This is a genomic window from Streptococcus oralis subsp. dentisani, assembly GCF_002860905.1.
In the GTDB taxonomy this organism is placed as follows: Bacteria; Bacillota; Bacilli; order Lactobacillales; family Streptococcaceae; genus Streptococcus; species Streptococcus oralis_BA.
On sequence record NZ_PKIG01000003.1, the window covers coordinates 44901 to 68390 of the forward strand.

Consider the following 23490-nt stretch of genomic DNA (forward strand, 5'->3'; position numbering starts at 1 on the left):
TTAGTTTTCACAAGGGAATTATTGAGTTCCTTTATGTAAATTAACAATATGAGTAGAGGTGAAGAAAGAGGAAAAGAAATGATAGATGTATCTGTATCATTGCGCTTGTTTAGAGAAAGAAGTAACAAGACAGAAGATGATTTAGCTAATTATTTAGGTATTCAACGGAAAGCGTATAAGCGTTATGAAACTGGTGAACGTGAACCTAGCATTGAGAAATTATATAAACTAAGCTACTATTATCATTGCAAGATTGATGATTTTATCAATATTGAAGAAAATTTTAGTGTTGATCGAAATGATGTTGTATCGACTAAAGATTTAGATAATATGGGTTGTCATCATCAATTTAGTCATGGTTTGGTAGCTATGTTGACAGAGGGTAAAAGCCATGAAGAGATGATTCGGTTTATTAAAGATGATAAGACTAAATATGTTTTAAAATCTGAAGTGAAACAGTATTTATTGGATTTGGCATATAAGGTTGATAAGAATTAGAGGAGAGGTGAGTAAAATCATATCTGTAGAATGGAAAGGAGAAGATGATGTAAAAACATATTCTGAGGAATGGATCAGGAAGGAATATTTAAGAATATACACTAGATTCTGCTGGAATTTGAAAATATATGCTCATGTAAAAAGGGGGGCTGATGTTTATGTATCATCAAAAAAATGTTGTGAAGATTTATATAGAAGATTGTATGCAATGGGTCAATTAACAAATAGATATTATCAAAAGATTAATCAGAAGATTGATCGTACCTATAATTGTTTTTTAGAAACAGGGGTGATTAAGGAATATTAGCAAAAAGTAGACAAGTTAAAGTATATTTTGTATAATGAATTTAATAATTCAAAAGGAGAAAATGGAAATGATTAATGAAGTTAAGAAAGTTTTATTGGCTGGCGCAATCGCAACGGCAGCGGTTGGAGCAACGACTCAAGCTTCCGCAGAAGAATTAAAACCTACAGAGCCAATTTCAGGGAGCCAACAGAAGACAGCAACTAAAAAAACAGTTACAGAAACTGATGTTGCTATCTCCCAAGCAAATGTGGATCAGGCAAACACAGTTGTAAAAAAACATGAGGAGATTGTAAACACAGCTCAAAATGAGGTGAACAATGCTGAGAAAGCAGTTGATGAAGCTACAGAAACTGTTACTCAAGCGGAGAAAGTAGTCAAGGAAACTACTCCAAAAAATATTCAGGATGCAAAAGGAGATGTCTCTGTAAAAGAGGTTGCTGAGAAGAAGGCTAAAGAAGAACTATCCACTTCTAAAGAGCAACAAAAGCTAGCTGAAAAGAATGTTACTGATCAGGAAGCAAATGTCAAAGAAGCTACTAGAAAACTTGTTGACAAAACAAAAGAAGTTACAGATGCAAAACAAATTGTAGCTGAAAAACAAGCTATTTTAGACGGCACTGGAGTTTCAGGCATTGTTGCCAACGCTGAAGCAGCTAAGCGAAACTTGGAAATGAGCGAAAAAGTTACATCACAAGCTCGAGAAGATTTGGTGACTGCTAAAAAAGCGGATGAACAACGTGCTTCTAAACTGAAACAGGCAGAAGCAGAGGTAACGAGTACAGAAAGAACTAGGTTGGTGAAAGCGCAGGAGTTAGATCAAGCGATTACTAAAGCTACTAACTCTGAAAATCAGTATCGAGTAGCTAAAGAAAATCTATCTAAGGCTCAAAGTATTCTGGATAGTTTGACAACAACCTCTATCACTTATCCTGCTGGCTATGTTGAAGCTTTAAAGGCCTACTTCAATAACCCGACTGAAGAAAATTCAAATAAATTACATGAAATTGCCAAGAAAGGAATGACTGCTGCTGGATTTAGCTCTCCAGATGGTGGTGAGACTTATTACGGTAATACAAACTCTCCATTTAAGCCCAGTGAAGCAGATAAAAAGACTGTGATTGCTGATGTCAATCATTTATCTGCTGAAGTTCAAGATGAACTTGCCATTTTCAATGCACATTTGATTAATGATTTCCGTCGATTGATGGGAACAGATGATATTCCAGTTTTAGTGAATCGAGATATGCAGAAAGTGGCACAGAAAGCAACTCAGCTATCAACTAATCAGGACGGGCATGACCTAGATGCTTTGAACACTGTTGCGAAAGAAGTTGGTTTAAATCAAGGTAATCAAGGTCTGCTTGCTGAAAACATAGGCTTTCAAAGTGCAGGTAATGTAGTAACATTAGCTGATCTGAAACAACAGGCATACGAAAACGTGATTATGATGCTGTTTTATGATAAGCATGCTAATTGGGGCCATGCTTTAAACTTTGCAGGACTTGATCGTGAGTCGGTTACGATGCAGTATATTGGTGTAGCAACCCGAAAGATAGATCATGGTCTGATTGCGATGCACTATGTTGGAACAGATTCTAAAATAATTAATTTGCTGAAAAATAGTTTCCATCAAAATGTTAAAGTTGATACTAAGAACAATCTAGCTAGTCTTCAGGAAAGAATTCAAGCAGCTAGGAACTCTGTGGCACAGGCTCAGGGTACTTATGATACTGCGGAAACGAATCGTAAGGATGCACAAGCTAGAAAAGAACAAGCACAGACAGAATATACTCAAGCAGAAGTTACTGCGCAAAATGCAGTGACTAATCGTAATGATATTCAGAATATTGCTTTAAAAACTCCTGAAGCAGAAGCTAAGTTAAAGCAGGCGGAAGCAAATCTTGAAAAAGCTAGTTTAGAAAACAAACAAGCGCAAGAGGCTTTGGAACAGTTGAATGCAGACGTACAAAACAAACGTGAAGCACTTGCGTTAGCTAAAGATAAACTAGCTGAAAAACAAACTGAATGGAAATCACTGAATGAAGCTTTGACTGCTGAGAAAGAGGCATTGTTTGCTAAACAAGGTGAACTTACTAGAATTAAAGAACTTGTCCTCAGTCGTCAAGCCTTACTTTCAGAATCAACTGAAGCCTTGAAAGCATCAAAAGAGCGAGTGGAAGTTTTGCAAAATGCCCCACAACTCTTAAAAAAGGCAAAACTGAATCTTGAATCTGCTCAAGAAGTTTTGAAAGAAAAGAAATCCGTTCTTGAGTTAGCACTAGCAAAACTAGAAACTGCAAAAGCAGAACAAAGAAAGGTATTAGAGGCTCATAAAGAGTTGTTGTCGGCTTATCATGATTATCTGGAAGCACAGCAAGAAATTAAGAATCAAAAAGAGTTGACAGTTCAGCAAGCAAGTATTGAACAAGATGGAACTCATTCTACTACAGTAGTTCAAAATGGTAAGACTACGAAGTATGTGCACGAACAAGTTGCAAAAGTCAAAGATCCAGTTTATCAAGCACCTGCTGTAGGATACGAATTACCTAAGACAGGAGAAAAAGCTTCTAGTCTTTGGTTCTTTGGAATGTTAACTATTTCACTTTTAAGTTTGTTGAAAATCAAACGAGAATCTAAGGAAAATTAAATTAAGTAAAGTCATCAAGATTTCTTGGTGACTTTTTGATTGGAGAAAGAAATGAAAATTATACATTTTAGGGCGAGAGCTCCTTCAAATTATGTCGAAAGTGAATAATATTGAATACTATATTAAAAATTAAGGAGAAAAAATGAAATTCAATAATGAGACACGAGCTTTCGGTTCAATCCGAAAAACACGACGATGGGGAACATGTGGAGTGATTCTTGGTCTAGCTACCTTAGGATTGATGACTAGTCCAGTTAGAGCAGATGAACGAGTAAATCCAAATCCTGCTACAAATGCGAAAAGTTTACAAGACTCCCCAACGGTGGATTCTACAAAAGACCAAGGTAGTGCAGAAAAATCAACAGGTTCTGTTGAAGTTACTGTTAACCGAGAAAAAGTAGAGTCTGCGGTATCTGCTGCAAAAAAAGCAGGTTTAATTGTAAAAGAAACTGAAGTTGATGGTGGTTTGGTGACTAATTCTGATGAGTTAGCTAAGAAAACTGCTGAAATTGAGTCTACTTACGACAAGCAAGCAACCACTATTGTAGACGAGTCTGAGAAGTACAAAAAGGAAGTAGAAACTCGTAAAGAAGAGATTAAAACGATTACTACTGAGAACAAGGAAAAGCAAGATTCTTATGACAAAGCTAAAGATAAGTATGAAAAAGACTTAGCAGATGCTACTACTAAAAATGCTGAGATTGATAAAGAAAATCAAGAAAAGAATGAGCGTTTAAAAGCTGAGAGAGAGCGTGTAGCAAAAGATAATGAGCGTATCAAACAAGAAAACGCTCTTGCTAAGTCTACTTATGAAAAAGCAGTAGAAGAAAAAGCTAAGAAAGAAGCTGAGATTGATAAAGAAAATGCTTTAGCTAAGAAGAACTACGAAGAAGCTCTAAAAACGTGGACCGATAACCAAAGTCAGTCTGATGCAGCTTTAGCGAAATACAAAGAGCAATTAGCTAAGTATGAAAAAGACTTAGCTGAGTACAACCGTAAGTTAGCTGAGCTAAGAGGTAAGAGAGTTCAAGGTGGCGCAAATGGTGTTACTATTTATGGTGAATTTGATGAGTCGAAACGTGGCTCATTGGATTACTATTCTAAGTTAACAGCAGTATTCGATGCCAATCCAGAATTGGAAGTTGTGGATGGTGCTTTAGGTGCGAATGCTAACACAACTATGAGTTTAGATAAGGATTTGGAACATGATAGATTAGAGAATAAAGACTTCTATGGTCACTCTGATTCTAAAGGTACTTACGGTGGTTCTGTAATCACAGGAATCAAAAAAGGTTCAACATTCACCTTACACGACATCGGTAAAACTAAAACAGGCAAAACAATTTCTGCTAAGTTTGTAGCGCGCAACACTCCTATCCCTGAGCATAACATTGCAGGCAATCCTTCAACTTATACTCGTTTGAATGTTTGGTGGAATAAAGCTAATACTGATACGGATGTTTCTTCTGTAAACTTTAATCCTTACAATTACACTAACGTTGAATGGGATATTCATTACTTTGATGAGAAGTCAGGTAAAGCTATTGATTTAGGGCTTATTACTATCTACTCTGATTTAGATTTCGCACAGTCAGTGCGGCATACTTATGGTGACAATGGGGTAGGTGTTGTAATCAACCCAACGGATTCTCTGGTTAAGGAAACTACAGTTAATGAACAAACACATTGGATGGGTGTGAAAACTGATGGGGTTTACAAACATAATGATCCAACTGGGTTGGAACGTTACAAAATTGGCGATCCTGATTATATCGATGTAGATGATTACAGAGCAACTCCAGAAGGCTCAATTATAAGTGTAGGTCACGGTTCTATCCAACACTTAACTTACTTATTGCGTGGAGATAAACCTTTACATACATACACAGAATCACAATCAGCTTCTTACCGTAAGTATTGGAATGATGAGCGTAGAGCTAACGGGCAACAAGATGATAACGATGATGAAATCTTCGCAGCTGGTTACACCTTCCAACTTTGGGGTGGTCGCTCTGTTATTAATCAACTAGAGGAGCCAAAACCACCACGTAAACCAAGTAAGTCTACAGAACCAAGACCTTTAAAACCTGAATATAAGGAGAAGGATAAGACTCCATTGACTCCTCCTACGGAGAAACCTTTATTAGCCTCACCAAAAGATGAACTAGATAAACCTCACGTTCCTATTCCGAGTGAACCTCCTAAACCAAACTTAAAACCTGTGCCAAATGAGGTCGCGCCGAGAGAAATTAAGGTTACATACACTCGCTTGAAAACTACGCCTACTGTAGAAAAGTTAGTTAAGAACTCTGCAGGTACAAATGTAAATCATTCGTCAGTACCTAAGTTATCAGAAGTTGTTTGGGAGTTGGAAACTAAACCTCTTGCTGCTAATCGTAAGAAAACTACAATTTATGAGTTAACAGATAACTTACCCCAAGGGTATCAACTTGATTTAGCAAAAACTGTAGCTCAAAATTCAGATTTTACAATAACTTATGATAAAGCTAAACATCAGTTAAAAGGGTTATTGAAGTCTGAAGGTTTAGCTAAAGTTAATTTGGATTTAACTAAAGTATTTACCGCACCTGTTCTTAAAGTATATGGTACAGTAACGAATGATGGTGCAACCTATAAGAATAACTTCCGTTTGAATTTAAACAATGAGTTTGAGTCTTATTCAAATATTGTTAAGGTAACAACACCAGGTAAACCGAATGATCCAGACAATCCGAATAACAACTTAATCAAGCCTCTTAAACACAATCATAACAAGGATGGTGTTATCATCGATGGAAAGACAGTTCTAGCTGGTTCAACGAATTACTACCATATAACCTTGGATTATGATCAGTATAAAGGGATAAAGGCAGATCCATCTGCTATTCTAAAAGGCTTTGGTGCGATTGATGATTATCCAGAAGAGGCAGTAACTATTAATAAATCAGATATTCGTTATATTGATAGTGAAGGAAAAGAAGTTTCTGGTATTTCAGTGTATCAGTACGATTCTATTGAAGCTGTTGATAATGATAAGGTTAAAGCCTTTCTAGAGAGTTCTGAAATTAAGCCTAAGGGAGCTTTCCAAGTATTTTTAGTGGATGATCCAGAAGCCTATTTTAACCAATATATCAAGGCAGGAAAATCTGTTACAATTATTGATCCAATGGTAACCAAGAAAGAATTGCGAAATACAGGAAAATCATTTGAGAATACGGCTTACCAAGTTGATTTCGGTAACGGATATCAAACTGAAACTGTAGTCAATAATGTTCCTACTGTTAAACCAACCAAGAAGAATCTGAACAAGGCAGGTGTGAACATCGATGGGAAACAAGTCTTGGCAGGCTCTGTCAATTACTACAAGGTTACGGCAGATTATAGCCAATACAAGGGCATTGAAGCGGATAAAGACCGTATTGGCAAAGGGTTCTATATCGTTGATGATTATCCAGAAGAAGCAGTTACGATTAATCAAGATGGTGTTCAAGTGACGGATTCTAAAGGGCAAGTAGTCAAAGGTTTGAAAATGGCTCTTTATGAGAGTTTAGCTAAGGCACCATCAGGTGTCCAAGAAGCTCTGAAGTCTAGCCATATTACTCCGAAAGGAGCGATTCAAGTATTCGAGGCGGAGAATCCAGAGGAGTTCTACAAGACCTATGTGCAAGCTGGAAAAGTTCTGACGATTACCAATCCAATGACTGTTAAGAAGGAATTGGGTCAAACAGGTGGTAAGTATGAGAATACAGCTTATCAAGTTGATTTTGGTATGGCTTATGTAACTGAAACTGTAGTCAATAATGTTCCGAAGATTGAACCTAAGAAAGATGTGGTGATTGACCATCTAAGTAAAGAAAGTTTAGATGGCAAAGATGTCAAGCTGAATCAAACGTTTAATTATAAATTAGTTGGTTCCTTGATACCAAGAGATCGCTCAGAACAGTTATTTGAATATAAGTTTAGAGATGACTACGATGAAACACATGATGATTATCAGAGTATCTATCAAGTGTTTGCTGCTGTAGATTTTGAAACAAGTGATGGTCAAAAATTTAAAGCTGGTGATGAATTAACTAAGTTCACAAGTCAAGTAGTAGACAAGGCTAAAGGTAAAGTAGATATTAGCTTTGATGATGCTTTCTTGAAGTCGATTTTAGAGACATCAGAGTTTCAAGCAGAAGTATATCTACAAATGACACGCATTCAGTCAGGAACAGTAGAAAATACTTACTCTCATACAGTTAATGGTGTGGAAGTTGTTTCTAATACGGTTGTGACTCATACTCCAGAAGAACCAAAACCACAAGAACCTAAGAAACCATCATTGCCAAATACTGGTACAGCTTCTAGTATGCTTGGATTGGTAGGAACAGGTATTTTGTCTATGTTAGGTTTAGTTGGGTTCAAGCGTAAAAAAGATTAAGCTATTGTTGTTAGGACGATAATAAAACAGGAATTATCGTCCTTTTGTTTTTGAAAAAAAGAAAAAATGTAAATAGAAAAGGAAATAAAAAATGGCAAAAATTAAAAAAATCCCTGTTGGGTTGGAAGCAATCGGAACTAAAGTAGTAGTGAATCCAAAATTTCGTGAAGTGTTGACTGGCAATGGAGAAAATTTTGTTCCTTTCCGTGAGTTTGAAGTTTCAGGTGATCAGCAAAATAGCGTTACTATTCGTGTTTATGGAATTGGAAATTCTGATATTCCAAAAACCAAAGGTTTGACAGTGGTTAAGTCTGTTAGTGGACTTAACTTTGTAACTCGATTGGTTGGACGTAAAGAAGAAGTTCAATTTGAAGCAAGTGAATTGCGTTTTGAAAAATAATTAGAAGATAGGAGAAAAAAATAATGGCTTTTAATATTCGTAAGTTTAATAATGCAGAAATTTCTGTGAATGTTAAGGAAAAATTTGGTACATTGACTTTTCTTGGTTTTGATGAAAACTGGAAAATGGTAGATGGAAATCAAGTAGATTATCCTACGCATGCAGAAGTCTTTTCAGATAAGATGCAAGAAACTATTGCTATCAAACTGGAAGAAGGGATTGTTATTGAAGAAATTCCGTTTATGTCAGAAGTTGAAATTGTTGGTGAAGCGACAATTTGGATTTATGACTATGAAGATACAGTCTATCGTGGTTCTAATAATGTTTCTGAAATTAAGGCGCTTGCTTTCTCATTGCGTGCTGAAAGTGTTAAGCGTGTAGGTGGTGGGCAACCAAAGCAGGAGCAGAAGCACGATCAAAAATCTGATCAAAAACAAGAACATAAGGGATAATTTCTAAAGGAGAAAAGATATGAGTTTATTTCCTGCGTATAGAGGGGTTAAGGTTAAACCTTATATGGTGAATCTAAGGTACTATATCTTTTCTTTTTTCTTTTTGTTGTTTAGTCCTATACTAGCTTTATTTGTTTATTCTCACTTTGAGAAAATTAGGGCTGTAGATATTTTATCGATTGTTGTTTTAGTAGTTATACTGATTTTGATAATTAGTGTAAGTGTATATTTGACTTGGTTATCACAAGAAAGAGTATTCCTCTTTCAAAAAATAGAAAGACTCGCTAAATTAGCCTTCTTTCTAAAAGAGAATGGATATACCTATACAAAAAAGGTTAAAACTGAATCAGGAACAGTTGATAAGGTTAGATTTCCAACGGTCTATTTGAAACAGAATCGGTATGATTTAGAAGTTTCCTTTAAAATGGCTGGAAATAAGTTTCAGGATAAGTTCAAGAAGATTGGTAGTGATTTAGAAACTACTTTCTTCATGGACTTTATGGAAGTTCAGGACGATATTAAGTTTAAGACCTATAAGATGGCTTATTCTGCTTTCTTGAATCGAATCAAGGTAACTGATGTGGAGTATTCTGATAAAGGTATTCGATTGATGAAAAGTCTATATTGGAATCCTGTTGATGATCCTCATTTGTTGGTTTGTGGTGGTACTGGTGGTGGTAAAACGGTATTACTAAGAACATTGATTCGTGCTATGGCTAAAGTTGGGGTGGTGGATATTTGTGATCCTAAACAAGCTGACTTTGTTACTATGTCTGAGCAGAAAGCTTTTGAAGGTCGTATTTCCTATCAGGTTGAAGATATTGTTTCTATGATTGAAAGGGCTGTTCAAATTATGTTTGCTCGTTATGCTTATATGCGACAAAAACGTGAAGAAAATTGCGATAAGGATTTGAAGAAGTTCTATGAGTATGGTCTTGAACCTTATTTTTTAGTTTGTGATGAATACAATGCTTTGTGTGCTATGCTTGATTTCCAAACTAGACAGCGCTTGGATAATGCGATGGGACAATTTTTATTACTTGGAAGGCAAGCTGGTTGCTTTGCTACAATAGCTATGCAGAAGCCTTCAAGAGAAGATTTAGGCTCAAAATTGCAAGCGAATATCAATTTCCGAGTTTCTGTTGGTCGATTGGACGAGGTTGGATATGATCTAGCCTTTGGAGAAGTCAATAGGAATAAGGAATTTAAGTATGTGAAATATCTTGGTGGTAAACGAGTATATGGTCGTGGGTATGCTAGTGTTTATGGAGAAGTTGCAAGAGAATTTTATTCACCTTTGTTAGAAAAGGGATTCTCCTTTACTGATGAATACGATAAGATTGAGCGACGAGAAAATCTTTTCAATCCTTTAGAAAATCCGAATGCTGAATTGTCAGAAGAAGAAAAAGAAAATCTTCAAGTAGAAATGGAAGTGCAAGAGGAATTGCGAAAAGGAGAAGTTGGGAAGGCTAGTCCTGAATTTGTTCAGGAATTGATGTCTAGTAAACAAAAAGAAAGTGGAAATGATTTAGTAAGAACGTTTGCGTTTTCTAAAGAAATTGGTGTTTCTGCTGGTTCGATGAAGAATTTGGTAGATAAGTTAGATGGTATTTTAGAATTTGAAAAGGAAGATAATGTAGTGTACCTGAATGAGATTCAAAGAAATATCATAAAGGATTTGTTTGAATTAAAACAGAATACAACTCAAAATTGGAGTGAGATTTTGGAAGATTTCCCTTTTGATGAATATGGTTCTAGTTAGTTGTGAGGGGATTTTCCCTCTTTTTTTGGTTACTGTGCTAGTTGGTGCAATCCAGCTTGCTAGTAGCTAGTAGCAGGAGCGAGGAAGCGAGTGCGACGAGCGACTGCGTGTACTAGCGTGTACTAGCAGGCTGGATTGTGCGAATTAACCCCCTATGACTAATAGGGGGGTAGAAGATGTGCGTAGGAGCATAAAGCCTTGATAATACTGACTTTTTGGCTTCAAAAAATGCAACACTATTGAAAAGTAAGGAGAAATATGGAATTTGAGAATCTAAACAAGGTACAAAAGATGTACGCTTTTTCAGATCAAGAAATGTCTAGCTGTTTAGAAATAGATAGAGCAACGTTTTATAGATGGAAAGAAGCTGGTGAGATTCCTGAGTCTTATGACTCAAAAGTGAATGCGTTGATAGCTTTTAAGGAAGGTGTTCGAGATAGTGGATTTTCTTTGGAAGGAAAAGTTGACTATGTGAAGGTTACATTTAAAACGCAAGATTATATAGATGTGATAGCTAAGGTATTGTGTCTGCAAAATAAACCTTTTCTTGAAGAAGAAAAGGGTGGTTCAGGATATGATACAAAATTTACATTTCAGAATATCAATGTTTTCATTTCAAAGAAAAGAGAAGATATGGGCTGTATGATTGAATTAAAAGGTCAAGCATGTAGACAGTATGAATGGTATTTTGAGAATGAGCAGAAGTCAAGCTGGCGAGATTTCTTTATTCGTTGTTTTGAGTATGAACGTGCTATTTCACAAGGTGAAGGGAAATTCATGAATATTCCTCGGCTTGATATAGCGCTGGACGAAAAATATAACGAAGATGGAAATTTTGAACTTGGAAAACTGGTTGACCTTTGGAATAGAGGTTTGGTTGAAAGTCGATTGACCATGAAGCAAATTGAAGATAATGGTCAATATGGGAAAGCAAAAACGATTTACTTTGGTTCTCGTCAGTCTGCTTATCATTTCTGTTTTTATCAAAAAGATATTGAGCAGGCAAAGAAGCTAAGTCTTGATATAGACTTGATTCATTCATCATTGAAATTCAAAAATCGTTATGAGGTGAGAATGTGTGATGATGTCGCTTTGGACTTTGTTAGAAAGTCATTGAATGAAAAAATTGATATGGCTAGACTTGCTGTATGGGTGATTAACAGTAAGATAAAAGTCTTTGAAAGAATGAATGGAGAGAAGGTTCTGAATCGTGAGTGGTATTCACTTCTAGGCGAAGTTGATAGAATTGGCTTTTCAACCTCACCTGTAGAAACTGGTTTTTTTGACAAACAGTATAGATGGCTGAATGAAAATGTTTCAGGTGTGACTGCTTTGATAAAAAAGTGGGAGAATATTACTGGTGATAATAAGCTAAAGAAGATTCTTTTTGATGGAGAAATAAGTGATAAAAATTGGAAAAAATTGGAGCAAGCGAGGGTAGCTTATGAGAAAAATCTACAAGAAAGTAGGTACTGATTCTGTAGTAGTAAATAACAGTAACTTGGTATGTTCGACTGCTCGTGGGTTAAAATCAATTAGTCAATATTTACCTTCTTTTGAAGGAAATGAAAATTTGACTGTGATTCCCATAGAATATGAGCGAATGTTTTTGCCTTATTTTAGAGATTATGTGATTGACTGGTCAAGGATTCCTGATGAAGTGAATGCAATTCTTGATATGAAAAAGAAGGCAGGAGAGGGTACATGATATGAAAAATGAGGATAAAAAACCTGTTGGTAGTTTGTTGACGCAGAAACTTTTAAAAACTGAAGATATTAGTTCAGAAGAAGAGTCTGCATTTTGTTTAGGTCTAGTGTTGGCTTCGCTTTTAGTTATACTACTTCTTACTATGCTTATAACACAATGGAGTCCTTTTGATTTATTTGTGGGTGTTTAGCTATGAGTAAGAAAAGAATTACTGATGAGAAATTGAGGAAGTTAGTTTTTTTAATTCCTGCTCGGTATTTCTATGAAGGAGTTGTGACAAGTGATAAAGCTAGAAATTATCAAGATTATATAGATATTCAATGTCAAACCTATAGAAAGACTAAAAGTCGTAAAGACTGGCAAGAGGTAAAAAGATTGACGAAAGAATATGAGGAGTTTTTGGCAAACGAAGTAGATATTAAACGAAAGCTATTGTTATTTGGATTGATGAAACGTGATCAGAAAGAAAGACAGAGTATGTATTTGTTGCTGGTTAAGAGGTATCATTTAGAAAGATGGGTTTGAATTGATGTAATGGAAAAGGATATTTGTAGAAGATGTGGTTGTAAGTGGAATACAGCCTGCGTTGATGAAAAGTATGGTTCTTGTTGGTGGGTAGATAAAAACAGAACGCTGTGTAGTCACTGCTTTTATGGATTTAATGATGAATCTTGTCAGACAAAAGTTTATTACAGGCCAGGGCATGATTGGCTTGAGAGAGATTGGGAATTTGCTTGGGAAATGCTAACAAATCCAAAAAAGTCATTGGGTATATGATATGGAACATGATGTGTTGTGTGTTGTTGGTTTAGGAGATCATATTGGAGCCGTTAGATTTATTGTAAGGAATTTTTATGGACTTGATCGCATTTATCGTGAGGAGATTCCTAAATGGCAAGAAATTATTGGGAATAATATGATTTTTTATAATGCAAAGGTTAATGATTCAGAACATTATGCTAGTTGTTTACCTAGGAAGTATAGAAAATGATTTTCTCAGAAAAATTAAAAGAAAAACGAAAAAGTAAAGGATATACCCAAGAACAAATGTCTAAACTGTTAGATATTGGGCAGAGCGCCTATGCTAAGTGGGAAAACGGTCGGACTGAACCCAACTTTGAAATGCTTTTAAAATTGGCTGATTTGTTTGATGTTTCGTTGGATTGGTTTTTTGGGAGAGATAAATGAAAGTAAAAAAACGTTCTCCTTCTTTTTGTTAAGGATAAGTAAAAAAAATAGAAAAATGAATGAAGAGGTAATTGAAATGGCATTACAAGGAAAAGATAAACAAGTTATCGAATTGTCAAATGAACTTGCTAAAAAATTGAAGGAAAAGGATTTTTCGCAATCTTGGTCACTTGCAGGGGAGTTAAATGGGCTTCTTAAGAATGAAGAAGAATTGACTTTATCTTATCAAGTAATTCAGTGTATTAAAAACGATTTGGCGAGTTATTATGATATGAATAAGTCATTTAATAAAGTTGCAAATCGTGCTTTTGCGATTGGGTGCAATTTGGAGCGTAGTGCTTCAATTTAGTTGAAATGATGAAGGAAGTCAAATTTGGCTTCCTTTTTTATTTGGAAGGAGAAAAAATGAGTATTAAAGTAGTTTACGATAACTATTCTGATGTATGTAAAAATTATACTTTTGGAAAAAAGTTGCTTGATGAACCTGATAAAATTATTGATCGTTTAGATGAATATTTTGATGGTGTGGAGTTTGGACAATTTGATGGCTGCAATCCTGATAATGTATATATCAATTCGTTTACAGAAGTTGATACGCAGGAAGCATTGATTGATTTTGCAGGTATTTTGAATCATGGAGAATATGAGCAGTTAGTCAATGAAGATCGTTTGTCAGCTTATGTAGAAGAACACGAAGAAGAAATTACTAGTCGTTTAGGAGATTCTTATGTGTTTCTCGGTCATGAAGGCGATAGCTGGTACTTCTTGCAATAGATAATGGCTGGTGCTGAATATGGTTTCAAGAGTTTTAATTAAGAATCCAAAGAATCGAAGGCAAGCATGGTTTGTTTTGCCTTTGTATTTTGGAAGATTAACTCATATTGGTTTGACTGGCTCTTATGATGAAGAAATTCAAATTGTTGATTATGAGGGTTCAGCATTTATTGGTTACGGTCTATTTACTGTTGCTGATTTGGAACAGTTGAATAGACAAGTAGAAGTCTAGTTAAGAAAGGAGAAAATATGGACTTAACAGCTTTAATTATGGATACACGATTAAAGAAAGTGAAACAATTTTCTTTACCTGTTGATGTGGAATACATTGCTTCTGAGTTTGGATATGATAGAGAAGATGTTGTTTTTACTATTCAATCTATTGAAGAATTACCTGCTTTGAATTGTGAAGGTTTAACCTTGCATTTAGCGAATAGTATTACTGAGAATTTGGAAGATATAGATGAAGATTTGGTTATTGCATTTATTGAATCAGAAAGTTCTGATCCAAAGTATTTGGCAAGTGCTGAATTTGATGATTGTAACTTATATCCTGATATTTCTACGGATAGAGAGTTAGGTGAATATCTTATAGAGGAAGTTGGTGTAGAACTTTCTAAGGAAAAACTACTTCTTTATATTGACTATGATAAATTTGGTCGTGATGTTCGCTTAGAAGAAGGTGGTAGCTTTGTAGATAAAGGTTACTTTGTATCAAGATGATAGCAAATATAAGGGTTTTAAGGGAAGGAAATTTTGAATTTCTCTGTGAACTAGATATTATGAAGTACAGTCAAGAACAGGTTCTTGAAAGAATAAATGAAAGAGGAATTGATAAAGACAACTTTTTTATTTGTGGGATTTCTGATTGGGAAGTGGATAAAATCATGTCGTTAGACGAGGTTTACCTTCTGAAGAAAGCAGTGTTGGAATTATATGATGGTGATGAATACATTGTCAAATTTCAATTACAGCATTATATTCCTGTAACAAAAATTGCAACTAGATATTATAGATTTTGTTCTAAAAATGAAGTTGATACAATTTTTGAATTGACGAAAGAGTTAGATTATAAATCGGTTGTTGATTATTTTTTTCAATGTGGGAATTGGGTGACAGTATTTCAAGGATTCGTAGAGCAGGGAGAAATCTTAAATACTCCTATTGGCTTCTACAAGAAAGTTAATTTGTAAACATAGAAAGGAAAAAATGAGAAATTTATATTTAAAGAAGCCAAGAAAAGAAAAGCAAGTAAAAATGAAACAGATAAGTCAGAAAAAATCGAATCGTATTTTTTTAGCAGGCTTATCTGCTTTTATTCTTTTCTGTGGTTTAACAATGTTTGTTTCTTTAAGGACAAGTTCAAAAATGCTGGATAGATTGACAAATTCACCAGTTGTTGAATCAAAAAAGGAAACAGATCGTAAATTGGAACAATTCTTAGATGGATTTGTGAGTAGATATTTTACCTATAATTCACAAAATGGTTCTAGTGAAGATGATGTAGCGAAGTTGAATGAATACTATGGAAGTATTCCAGAAGTTAAGAATCAAGGTCAATCGAAGCAGGAAATGTCGGTAGTTAGCGCTCGTATGTTACTTGCTAAAGATGGTATAGCTGTATATCGTATTGTTTATGATACAAAAAAAGATGACAAGAATCAGCGTGTAGGTATAGAATTCTCGATTCCATACGGAGAAAAAGACGGTAAATACTATGTAGCTGGTTTACCTTGGTTTTCTCCTGTAAGTGATTTTAAGGCTGATGGTGTAGGAAAAGAAACTCATTTGTCTTTGCTTGATAATGATGAAATTGGGGAAGGTAAAAGAAAGAAATTAGTTTCGTTCTTAGAATTATTCTTTAAAAATTACACAACTAGTCAAGCGAATTTAGATTTAATTTCTAAAGATATTAAGTCGATTGGTGGTGCAACATTTAAGAGTTTAGATTATACCTACTTTAAAGAAAAAGACGGTAAAATCTTGGCTTATGCTCAGATTACTTTAGAAGTAGCTGGCTCAACTCATAGCGAGAATTTTAGCTTTGAGTTAAGAGAAGATAAAGATAGTTATTTTGTAGAAAAAATGGATCATACAATTCCATTAGACTATAACAAGAAAGAAGAAAAAGGAGATTAAGATAGATGGCATTATTTGTTTTTTTAGTTTCTAAGTTTGGTGTTCCAGCAGTAGCATTTTTTGCAGGAATGAAAGCATTGAAAGCATGGAAAGAACAGCAGTTAGGAAAATTGGTTGTTATTATTTTGGTTGCAGGATTTATTCTTTTCTTTTTAGAAAATCCTGAAACAGTTTTAAATGCAACTAAACCTATTTGGTCAAAATTGATTGAAGCAGTTAAGTAGGAATGAAGAATGGAAAGAAAAGACAAGAAGCTGTATGTCTATACAACAGCATTTAGACAGCCTGTTTGGGTGCATAAATTAAATGAAGAATTTAGTTTACCATTTGCAATTAAAATGTCTGCGATTGTCTATTGCCTAGTAATTTTAGTGTTAGCCTGGTTTTTACTAGGCTTTATTCCTTACCTTGATTGGGGTTGGCGCTTTATGGCTGCTGCATTTACTGGTTGGAAACTTGGGAATCTGTTAGCTGATTATAAGTTAGATGGAAAGACATTATTTAGATTTATTTATGAGTATTTGATTTTTTGGAAGGAATACGATAGTCAGCGAAAGAAAATATATATTTGTAAAGGAATAAAATATGAGAAAGTGAGAAGTATAAAACGTGGAATTATCAAATAATATTTGGTCGGTTGCTGATGGTTTGATTCTGTTAAAAGATGGAACGGTTTTATCCGTATTTGAAATTGAATCACAAGTTGTCAATACGATTGAAGAAACGAAAAAGGAGACTAGTAAGGATATTGTTTATAATTGTTTAGCTAGTTTGGCAGAGTACAATGATCTAAGTATTCATAGCTTACATATTGATTTAGAATTGGCTAAGAAAATTGCTTTGTTATCACAAGATATTGAGCAAGGTCAAGGGACAAGTCCTTTAGGAAATTATATTGTATCTACAATGAAGTCACGATTGGAAGAAGAGGTAAGCTATCTCTTTGAGTATAAGCATTATCTTGTTGTTCCTTTGAAGTCAGTTAATGTAACCTCGGACTTTAAACTAACTGTTGAACAGACGATAGAAACGTATCGTAAAAATGTGATGAAAATGGTTGGTTTTGAAGAATTACCCAAAGTCGATTGGTGGAAGGCTTGGCAAAATCAGAAAGATGTGATTCAAACGAAGATTCATGCTTTGAATGTGACAGAAGTTTCAAAAACTGATTTAGAATTATTGAATCGGCTTCATTTTCTTGGTGGTCAAACCTATGATAAAGAAAGTGAGTTGATTGCACTTGAAAATTCGATTGAGAATGTAGATGAAACAATTATTGAAGTTGTTGATGGGAATGCTTTGAAATTGACCAATGGTCAGGAAACAAGTTATGTAGCGACAATTCCTGTTGTTTCATATCCCAAAAATGTATCTTATCTTCATTTACAAGAAGAACTTCAAAATCTTGAATTTCCTGTTGATAGTATGTATAAAATCCGTTTTTCAACTCAAAAAGGTTTTTTCTCACTCTTATCCAGGGCAAGAAACAAACGTAAGAATCTTGGGAATACGGTAAATGAAACAGCAGAAAATGATGATGTTCAAAAGATTGAAGTTTTGGAAAGCCATAAGTTGTTAGAAGATTTTCAGGAGAAACATGATAATAAAGAATTGATGATTACTTATCTTCATACCTTAACCATTACAGCAGATAGTTTGGAAGAATTGAATCTTAAATTTGATATTCTGTTTGCACGATTGAAAGAATTGGAAGTAGAAGTTGTCAAGGCTGTTGCAGATCGAATCTATCTATTCTATAAGAGTAGATTGACAGAAATTCTTGATAATAAAAAGGAATCATTTCTTCAATATGGAAGTCTACGTGGACTTTGTGAGAATCTAATGTTTACGACTAAGAAGGTTGGAACAGAAATTGGTTTTCCTATTGCTCGTGTTGACAATGAAATATCTTCATGGTATGGGGATTTTCAAAAGGCTCTTGATTCAAGTACCAATATTGTATTTTCAAATTTATTACAAGCGAATAAAGTTGGAGTAAAGGGTAAAGAAACAAGCAATCCTCATACAGCTATAACTGGTTCAACTGGAAATGGGAAGTCATTCTTGACTAAGTTGTTATTTATTTATCACTCTTTATTGAAAGTGAATAGTTTGTATGTTGATCCAAAATCTGAAATTAAGAAACAATTTTTATCTGTTTTGGCAAAATTAAAAGAAAAAGGAATATTCAAAGAACTTCAAGAGTATATCGAGTCAATTAAATTTGTGACTTTAGATATGAAAGATAAGAAGAATCAAGGTGTACTTGATCCATTCTCATTCTTACAAGATGAAGCTGAACTGACAGAGTTAGCAACCGTACTTGTAGGCTCTGTATTGGATAAAGATACCTATATCAAGGTTCAGCCTTACTTGTTAGATTCGATTGACAAAGTGCTTGAACGTAGAAAAGCTGGTGAGAAAATCGGTATGTTACAAGTCTTTGATGAATTGGAGAAAAATTCAAAAGAAGAAGTTGCGACTGCTGCTTATTTCCTTAAACGGATTTCAAGAAATTCCTTGTTGTCACTTTGTTTTTCTGATGGTAGTCAAAATGTTTTGAAGGTTGATAATAAAATTACAATCGTTGAAATTACAGGTTTGGATATGCCAAAAGGAACTGATAAAGATGAAATGACTGAAACACAATTACGTAGTCTAACAGTTATGTATTCTTTGACCTACTTCTGTGCGATTTTTGGAGAACGTGAAAAAGATAAGGAAACGATGTTATTCCTTGATGAAGCATGGCAGATTATGTCAACTCCTGCTGGAAGGCAAGTAGTCAATCGTATTAAACGTACTGGTCGATCATTCAATAACTTCCTAGTGCTGGTTACTCAGTCTGTAAAAGACTTGAAAACAAGCGAAGATGGAACTGGTTTTGGTACGGTATTTGCATTTCCTGAACATTCTGAAACAGGGGCTATTTTAGAACACTTACGAGTAGAAGATGATGATTTGTCACGTGCTTGGCTTGAAAATCAAACAATGGGACAATGTATTTACTATGATACATTTGGTCGTAAGGAACGTATTACAGTGGATGGTACAATCTATCCTGAATTGATGGAGTTGTTTGAAACAGTAGAAACAGAATTGGTTGCTGTATAGGGGGAGGAATATGAGAAAAAATATTTTACTAGTGTTTATTTGTTCTTTCTTTCTTCTTCCTGTTTTTGTAAAAGCTGATTCTGTTACAGATATTCTTCCAAAAAATAACTTTGATATTATTGAATTTGATAGGAACACGAATAAGCCTAAACTGATTGATCCTTCTGATAATGCTAAAAAAATATTAGACACGGTTAAGAAAGAAGCAGAAGAAAAAGAGAATCAAAAGAAAAAGGAAGCAGCAAATAGCAAACTAACTTATGAGAATTATAAGTCTAAGATGTCTGATTTAACAAGTAAAGTTTACTTTGATAAAAAATTTTTTGGATTTGATTCCAATGTCAATTATTTCTTTAATTCTCTAGTTCAGTCTGTTTTTTGGCTTGGGAAACTTGTTTTCTATGTAGTTGCACAAGTTTATATTGCTGTTGAAGGAATGAGTGATGTTAGTGGATTATTGAATGAAACGGTAAGAAATTCTAGTAAGGTATTTTCTTCTTTGTTTAGTCGAGAAATTATTTATTTGGTTGGTGCAAGTATGGCAGTTTATTTACTGTATTTGTTTGCGACTGGAAAAGGTAGTTTCTTCAAAACATTGATAAAAATGTTATTGATTTATACGTGTATTGGAGTTTATTTCATTCAACTTAATGTCAATGGTCAAAATAAGTATTTGATAACTCATGTCTATGATAGCTTTAGAACAACAACAATTACTTTGAATGGGGAAATTACAAAAACTTTAACTGGTGAAAGCAAAAATGGAGTAGAAACATATTTTTCTGAAACTTTGTTGAAGGGATATAAGTATATGAACTCTCCTGTAAAAGAAGATGGTTCATTTCTTCTTTCTGAAAAAGAATTTGAAGATTTAGCTGCTTATAAGCAGGGTGATGGAGATCATTTAGTTGGCGATAAAAAAGTTAAGGATCTTGCAAAAGATAAAGATCCTGAAAACAAGATGTTGAAAAATGAGTGGGGCTTAAAATTTATGTATGCCTTTGCTTCTGATGTCGATATTATTGTGATGGGAACGATTTATTTATTGTTAGGTTTGTCACGCTTCTTCTTTTTAATCGTTTTTATCTTTTTAATCGTATTGTTACCATTTATCCTTCTTCTAAGTCTGTTTCCTAAGATGGAGCATTTATTGATTGGATTCAATAAAAAAGGAATTTCAATGCTTGCTTTATCATCAATTATGCTTTTAGCAACTAGTATATTTTCATTCTTTTACAATACTTTAACTGAATTCATCTCTACTGCTGTAGGTGGTGATTTACTAGTTACAGTCTTTTTAAAAGGTGTATTATTGTTTCTAATGTGGAAGTATAGACATTCGCTTTTATCAGCATTTTCAAGAGTAACCAATAGTCCTGTTGGTAAGATTGGTCGAGAAATAAGCAATTCTCAGTCTGTTCAAAAACTGAAAGAAAGATTGTCAAAAACAGGTAAGACTGGTTTGACAGTAGGTGGAAACGGACTCAAAGTTGGTGGACAGTTTGCTAAAGGTGGATTGAAGATGGGTAAAGATAAGTTGAGTGAAAATCTTAAAACTTTACGTAAGAATAGTCCGTTAGTAGATAAGGTTGCTGAAAAAGGTGATGTGATTAAGAATCGAATGAATTCGATTAAGGAACATAAAAATAGTTCAGTTAATGCTTTAAAAGAAAAAGGCAGTAGAACGCTAGCCAAACTTTATGGAGTGAGAGCCAATGCTTTTAAAGAGGGAAGTGCTGATAGAAAAGTCTTGAAAGAGAAAAAAAGACTTAGAGATAGTCAGGCTGAAAAATATGCTGGTCAGAAAAATGCTTCTCGTGAGTCAATTCAACGGCTAAAGGAAGAACGGTTGAAGAAAGGTCAGAAGCCATTTAAAGAGAATAAGGAAGGCTCAGTGAAGCAGAAGATAAAGACTCCGAAAACGGTCAATCCAAAAGATGTAGGACGAAGAAAAACAGTTGTAAAAAATCCTAAAAATGAAGAAATAACTTCTAAAGCAATTTTAAGTAAACAAACCAAAAAATTGAAAGCTAAAAAAAGGAAAAAGGTTGAAATTTAATGGGGAACAAAACAGCGAAACACTTGGGATTCTTTTTCGCAAGTCTTATACCTACGTTTTTAGTGATTCTCTTAATTATTTTAAGTGTTATCGGAGTTGTTTCTGCTGGTGGCTCATCTGATTCTACAACTGGAAAAAGAACACGATTAACAGCGCAAGAGGTGGCTCAAAAAGCGAATATCTCTGTTGAAAGAGCAGAAGATGTCATTAAGATTCTAAACTGGCAACTTTCTAAGGAGAAATTTACTTTAGAGGGTGCTAGTGGTTCTCTTGCCAATGCTGAAAGAGAAAGTGGCTTTGATCCTAAACTAACGAATCCATCAGGTGGGGTTGCTGGTTACTTTCAATGGTCAGGTTGGGATAATACTATCAATGGTGATAGATGGAGAAATGCTAGTTCTCGTACTTTAGATAGTACGGTAGAATTAGAGTTAATGAGTTATGAGTTAAATCATGGCTATAAAAAAGTCAAAGACTATATGCAAAAAGCAACTGATTCTTTTGAAAGTGCTAAGTATTGGTCTGAACACTATGAAGGTGTTCTGTTGTCTGACGGTCAGACAAAATTAGAGAAGCTGGAAAAGGATAGTAAGAAGTGGTATGAAGTCTTTAAGGGTACGATTGAATCAAACGGTTCGTCGGGTGGAAATGCAATAGCTGGTAGTTTAGATATTGCTCCTGGAGCTGTTGCTATGGATATACCTAGTGGTTATTCGATTGATAAGGAAATTACCAAAGATGGCTATATCACTCAATCTTACCCTTATGGAGAATGTACTTGGTATGTTTTCAACCGTGCTAAAGAATTTGGGATTCATTTTGATCCATACATGGGCAATGGTCAAGACTGGGCGCATAAGTCAGGGTATGAAGTTTCTAATACTCCTACAAAGCATTCTGCTGTTAGCTTCCAAGGAAGGCAGGCAGGTGGTCACCCAACTTATGGTCATGTAGCCTTTGTCGAAGATGTAAAAGATGATGGATCAATATTGATTTCAGAATGTAACTTTGTTCAAAGTGGACAAGGAACTGGGATAACAGACTATCGTGTATTTAGTGCTGATGAAGCTAAAAATTTTTATTATGTAATTGGAAAATAAAGAAAAAAGAGGAAAAAGAAATGAATAAGAAATTTGTAACATTGTTGTCTGTAGCTGTGTTGAGTACAGTTGCAAGTGGAGTATATGCTGATGAATTAACTTTGGGTGGAAGTGTAGCTTCTAATGGAGATAATTCTGGATTGGTTGTTTCAGAACAGCCAACAGAAACACAACCATCAGCAAGCGTAGAACATTCTGCAACAGAACTTGGTAAGGAGTCTGATAAGGAAGAAACTGGAGAGCATACAGGTGTAGTTGTCGAGCCAACAACTCCAAGTGAGCAACCAAAAGAAGATAAGCCATCTGCTGATCTTGGAAAAGACACTTATAAGAATCAGGAACATGATAATACAGGTGTAGTTGTCGAGCCAACAACTCCAAGTGAGCAACCAAAAGAAGATAAGCCATCTGCTGATTCAGAAAAAGTAGAATCACCACAAGTTCAGGAAGATAAGAAGAAGGCAGAAGATAATGTAGGAGTGAAAGAATCTGACGAACCTAAACCCTTGAATGTAACAAAGGAAGAAATTCAAGAGAAACCGATTGAAACAAACACTGGTCACAAAGTGGTTTCTACGAATCAAGGAAAAGTAGTGATCGAAACTGACGAAGGAAATTATGTTGAAAAAGAACCTTATGAAGTAGGTGCTGTGAAGCAGAAAGACGGTACAATCGCTTTGAAAGATAAAGAAGGACAGTTAAAAGTTCTTCCGAATACTGGAACAGCAAGTACAATTTTTACAACCATTTGGGGTATTGTTGGTTTGATTGCGACAATTATTGGAAAGCGAAAATTTAACTAGAAATAAAAATGGCAAGTCAGGAATGGCTTGCTGTTTTTTGTCGTTTTATGGAAAAAAACTAAACATAAAGAAACCAGGATATGACTTAAAATTCGGATATAAGTCAAAAAGAGTCA

25 protein-coding genes are annotated in these 23490 nt (G+C 34.7%); all 25 read left to right on the plus strand.

Translation table 11 applies throughout. The features are described from left to right. The first annotated feature begins 78 nt into the window (after window positions 1–78). Window positions 79–498, plus strand: coding sequence for a helix-turn-helix transcriptional regulator (locus tag CYK16_RS05760; RefSeq protein WP_060805783.1), 420 nt, complete (start codon window positions 79–81; stop codon window positions 496–498). Window positions 499–505: 7 nt separating this feature from the next. After that, window positions 506–805: a hypothetical protein gene (locus CYK16_RS05765; RefSeq protein WP_060805782.1), complete on the plus strand. Its 300-nt coding sequence runs from the start codon at window positions 506–508 to the stop codon at window positions 803–805. Window positions 806–872: 67 nt separating this feature from the next. After that, complete coding sequence (locus CYK16_RS05770; RefSeq protein WP_257960386.1) at window positions 873–3452, plus strand: SEC10/PgrA surface exclusion domain-containing protein; 2580 nt, start codon at window positions 873–875, stop codon at window positions 3450–3452. A gap of 142 nt (window positions 3453–3594) precedes the next feature. After that, the gene (locus CYK16_RS05775; RefSeq protein ID WP_060805780.1) at window positions 3595–7875 is read left to right on the plus strand and encodes an SspB-related isopeptide-forming adhesin; all 4281 of its coding nucleotides are present in this window, start codon (window positions 3595–3597) and stop codon (window positions 7873–7875) included. A gap of 91 nt (window positions 7876–7966) precedes the next feature. Beyond that, window positions 7967–8275, plus strand: coding sequence for a hypothetical protein (locus CYK16_RS05780; protein WP_060805779.1), 309 nt, complete (start codon window positions 7967–7969; stop codon window positions 8273–8275). A gap of 23 nt (window positions 8276–8298) precedes the next feature. Next, the gene (locus CYK16_RS05785; RefSeq protein WP_060805778.1) at window positions 8299–8727 is read left to right on the plus strand and encodes a hypothetical protein; all 429 of its coding nucleotides are present in this window, start codon (window positions 8299–8301) and stop codon (window positions 8725–8727) included. Between the two features lie 19 nt (window positions 8728–8746). Further along, window positions 8747–10489: an FtsK/SpoIIIE domain-containing protein gene (locus CYK16_RS05790; protein WP_060805777.1), complete on the plus strand. Its 1743-nt coding sequence runs from the start codon at window positions 8747–8749 to the stop codon at window positions 10487–10489. A 258-nt stretch (window positions 10490–10747) separates the two neighbouring features. Continuing rightward, a complete protein-coding gene (locus CYK16_RS05795; RefSeq protein WP_060805776.1) occupies window positions 10748–11965 on the plus strand; it encodes a replication initiation factor domain-containing protein in 1218 nt (405 codons plus the stop codon). After that, entirely contained in the window at window positions 11934–12197 is a 264-nt protein-coding gene (locus CYK16_RS05800) for a hypothetical protein (RefSeq protein WP_060805775.1), read from the plus strand. Before CYK16_RS05795 ends, CYK16_RS05800 begins: the two co-directional genes overlap by 32 nt. 1 nt (window position 12198) lies before the next feature. After that, the gene (locus CYK16_RS05805) at window positions 12199–12387 is read left to right on the plus strand and encodes a hypothetical protein (protein ID WP_060805774.1); all 189 of its coding nucleotides are present in this window, start codon (window positions 12199–12201) and stop codon (window positions 12385–12387) included. Between the two features lie 2 nt (window positions 12388–12389). Beyond that, window positions 12390–12722 carry a hypothetical protein gene (locus tag CYK16_RS05810; RefSeq protein ID WP_060805773.1) on the plus strand — a complete coding sequence of 111 codons (333 nt, stop codon included), beginning with the start codon at window positions 12390–12392 and terminating at the stop codon, window positions 12720–12722. A 253-nt stretch (window positions 12723–12975) separates the two neighbouring features. Then, window positions 12976–13188 carry a hypothetical protein gene (locus CYK16_RS10720; protein ID WP_180948749.1) on the plus strand — a complete coding sequence of 71 codons (213 nt, stop codon included), beginning with the start codon at window positions 12976–12978 and terminating at the stop codon, window positions 13186–13188. Next, entirely contained in the window at window positions 13185–13385 is a 201-nt protein-coding gene (locus tag CYK16_RS05820; protein WP_060805772.1) for a helix-turn-helix domain-containing protein, read from the plus strand. The genes CYK16_RS10720 and CYK16_RS05820 overlap by 4 nt, the downstream gene beginning before the upstream one ends. A gap of 76 nt (window positions 13386–13461) precedes the next feature. Next, window positions 13462–13734 (plus strand): hypothetical protein, encoded by a 273-nt coding sequence (locus CYK16_RS05825; RefSeq protein WP_060805771.1) that lies wholly within the window; start codon window positions 13462–13464, stop codon window positions 13732–13734. A 56-nt stretch (window positions 13735–13790) separates the two neighbouring features. After that, entirely contained in the window at window positions 13791–14159 is a 369-nt protein-coding gene (locus tag CYK16_RS05830; RefSeq protein WP_060805825.1) for a hypothetical protein, read from the plus strand. Window positions 14160–14178: 19 nt separating this feature from the next. Next, window positions 14179–14391, plus strand: coding sequence for a hypothetical protein (locus CYK16_RS05835; RefSeq protein WP_060805770.1), 213 nt, complete (start codon window positions 14179–14181; stop codon window positions 14389–14391). Window positions 14392–14408: 17 nt separating this feature from the next. Continuing rightward, on the plus strand, window positions 14409–14882 hold the full coding sequence (locus CYK16_RS05840) for an antirestriction protein ArdA (RefSeq protein ID WP_101776771.1): 474 nt from the start codon (window positions 14409–14411) through the stop codon (window positions 14880–14882). Further along, window positions 14879–15352, plus strand: a complete 474-nt coding sequence (locus CYK16_RS05845) for a hypothetical protein (protein WP_101776772.1) — start codon at window positions 14879–14881, stop codon at window positions 15350–15352. Before CYK16_RS05840 ends, CYK16_RS05845 begins: the two co-directional genes overlap by 4 nt. A gap of 16 nt (window positions 15353–15368) precedes the next feature. Beyond that, window positions 15369–16298 carry a conjugal transfer protein gene (locus CYK16_RS05850; RefSeq protein WP_060805769.1) on the plus strand — a complete coding sequence of 310 codons (930 nt, stop codon included), beginning with the start codon at window positions 15369–15371 and terminating at the stop codon, window positions 16296–16298. Between the two features lie 5 nt (window positions 16299–16303). Further along, on the plus strand, window positions 16304–16522 hold the full coding sequence (locus CYK16_RS05855; protein WP_050207453.1) for a TcpD family membrane protein: 219 nt from the start codon (window positions 16304–16306) through the stop codon (window positions 16520–16522). A 9-nt stretch (window positions 16523–16531) separates the two neighbouring features. After that, window positions 16532–16924 carry a TcpE family conjugal transfer membrane protein gene (locus CYK16_RS05860; RefSeq protein ID WP_060805768.1) on the plus strand — a complete coding sequence of 131 codons (393 nt, stop codon included), beginning with the start codon at window positions 16532–16534 and terminating at the stop codon, window positions 16922–16924. Beyond that, entirely contained in the window at window positions 16908–19412 is a 2505-nt protein-coding gene (locus CYK16_RS05865; protein ID WP_101776773.1) for an ATP-binding protein, read from the plus strand. The genes CYK16_RS05860 and CYK16_RS05865 overlap by 17 nt, the downstream gene beginning before the upstream one ends. Window positions 19413–19422: 10 nt before the next feature. Further along, window positions 19423–21471, plus strand: a complete 2049-nt coding sequence (locus tag CYK16_RS05870) for a hypothetical protein (RefSeq protein ID WP_060805767.1) — start codon at window positions 19423–19425, stop codon at window positions 21469–21471. Then, complete coding sequence (locus tag CYK16_RS05875; protein ID WP_060805766.1) at window positions 21471–22571, plus strand: phage tail tip lysozyme; 1101 nt, start codon at window positions 21471–21473, stop codon at window positions 22569–22571. The genes CYK16_RS05870 and CYK16_RS05875 overlap by 1 nt, the downstream gene beginning before the upstream one ends. A gap of 20 nt (window positions 22572–22591) precedes the next feature. After that, complete coding sequence (locus CYK16_RS05880) at window positions 22592–23374, plus strand: LPXTG cell wall anchor domain-containing protein (RefSeq protein ID WP_060805765.1); 783 nt, start codon at window positions 22592–22594, stop codon at window positions 23372–23374. The last annotated feature ends 116 nt before the right edge of the window (window positions 23375–23490 follow it).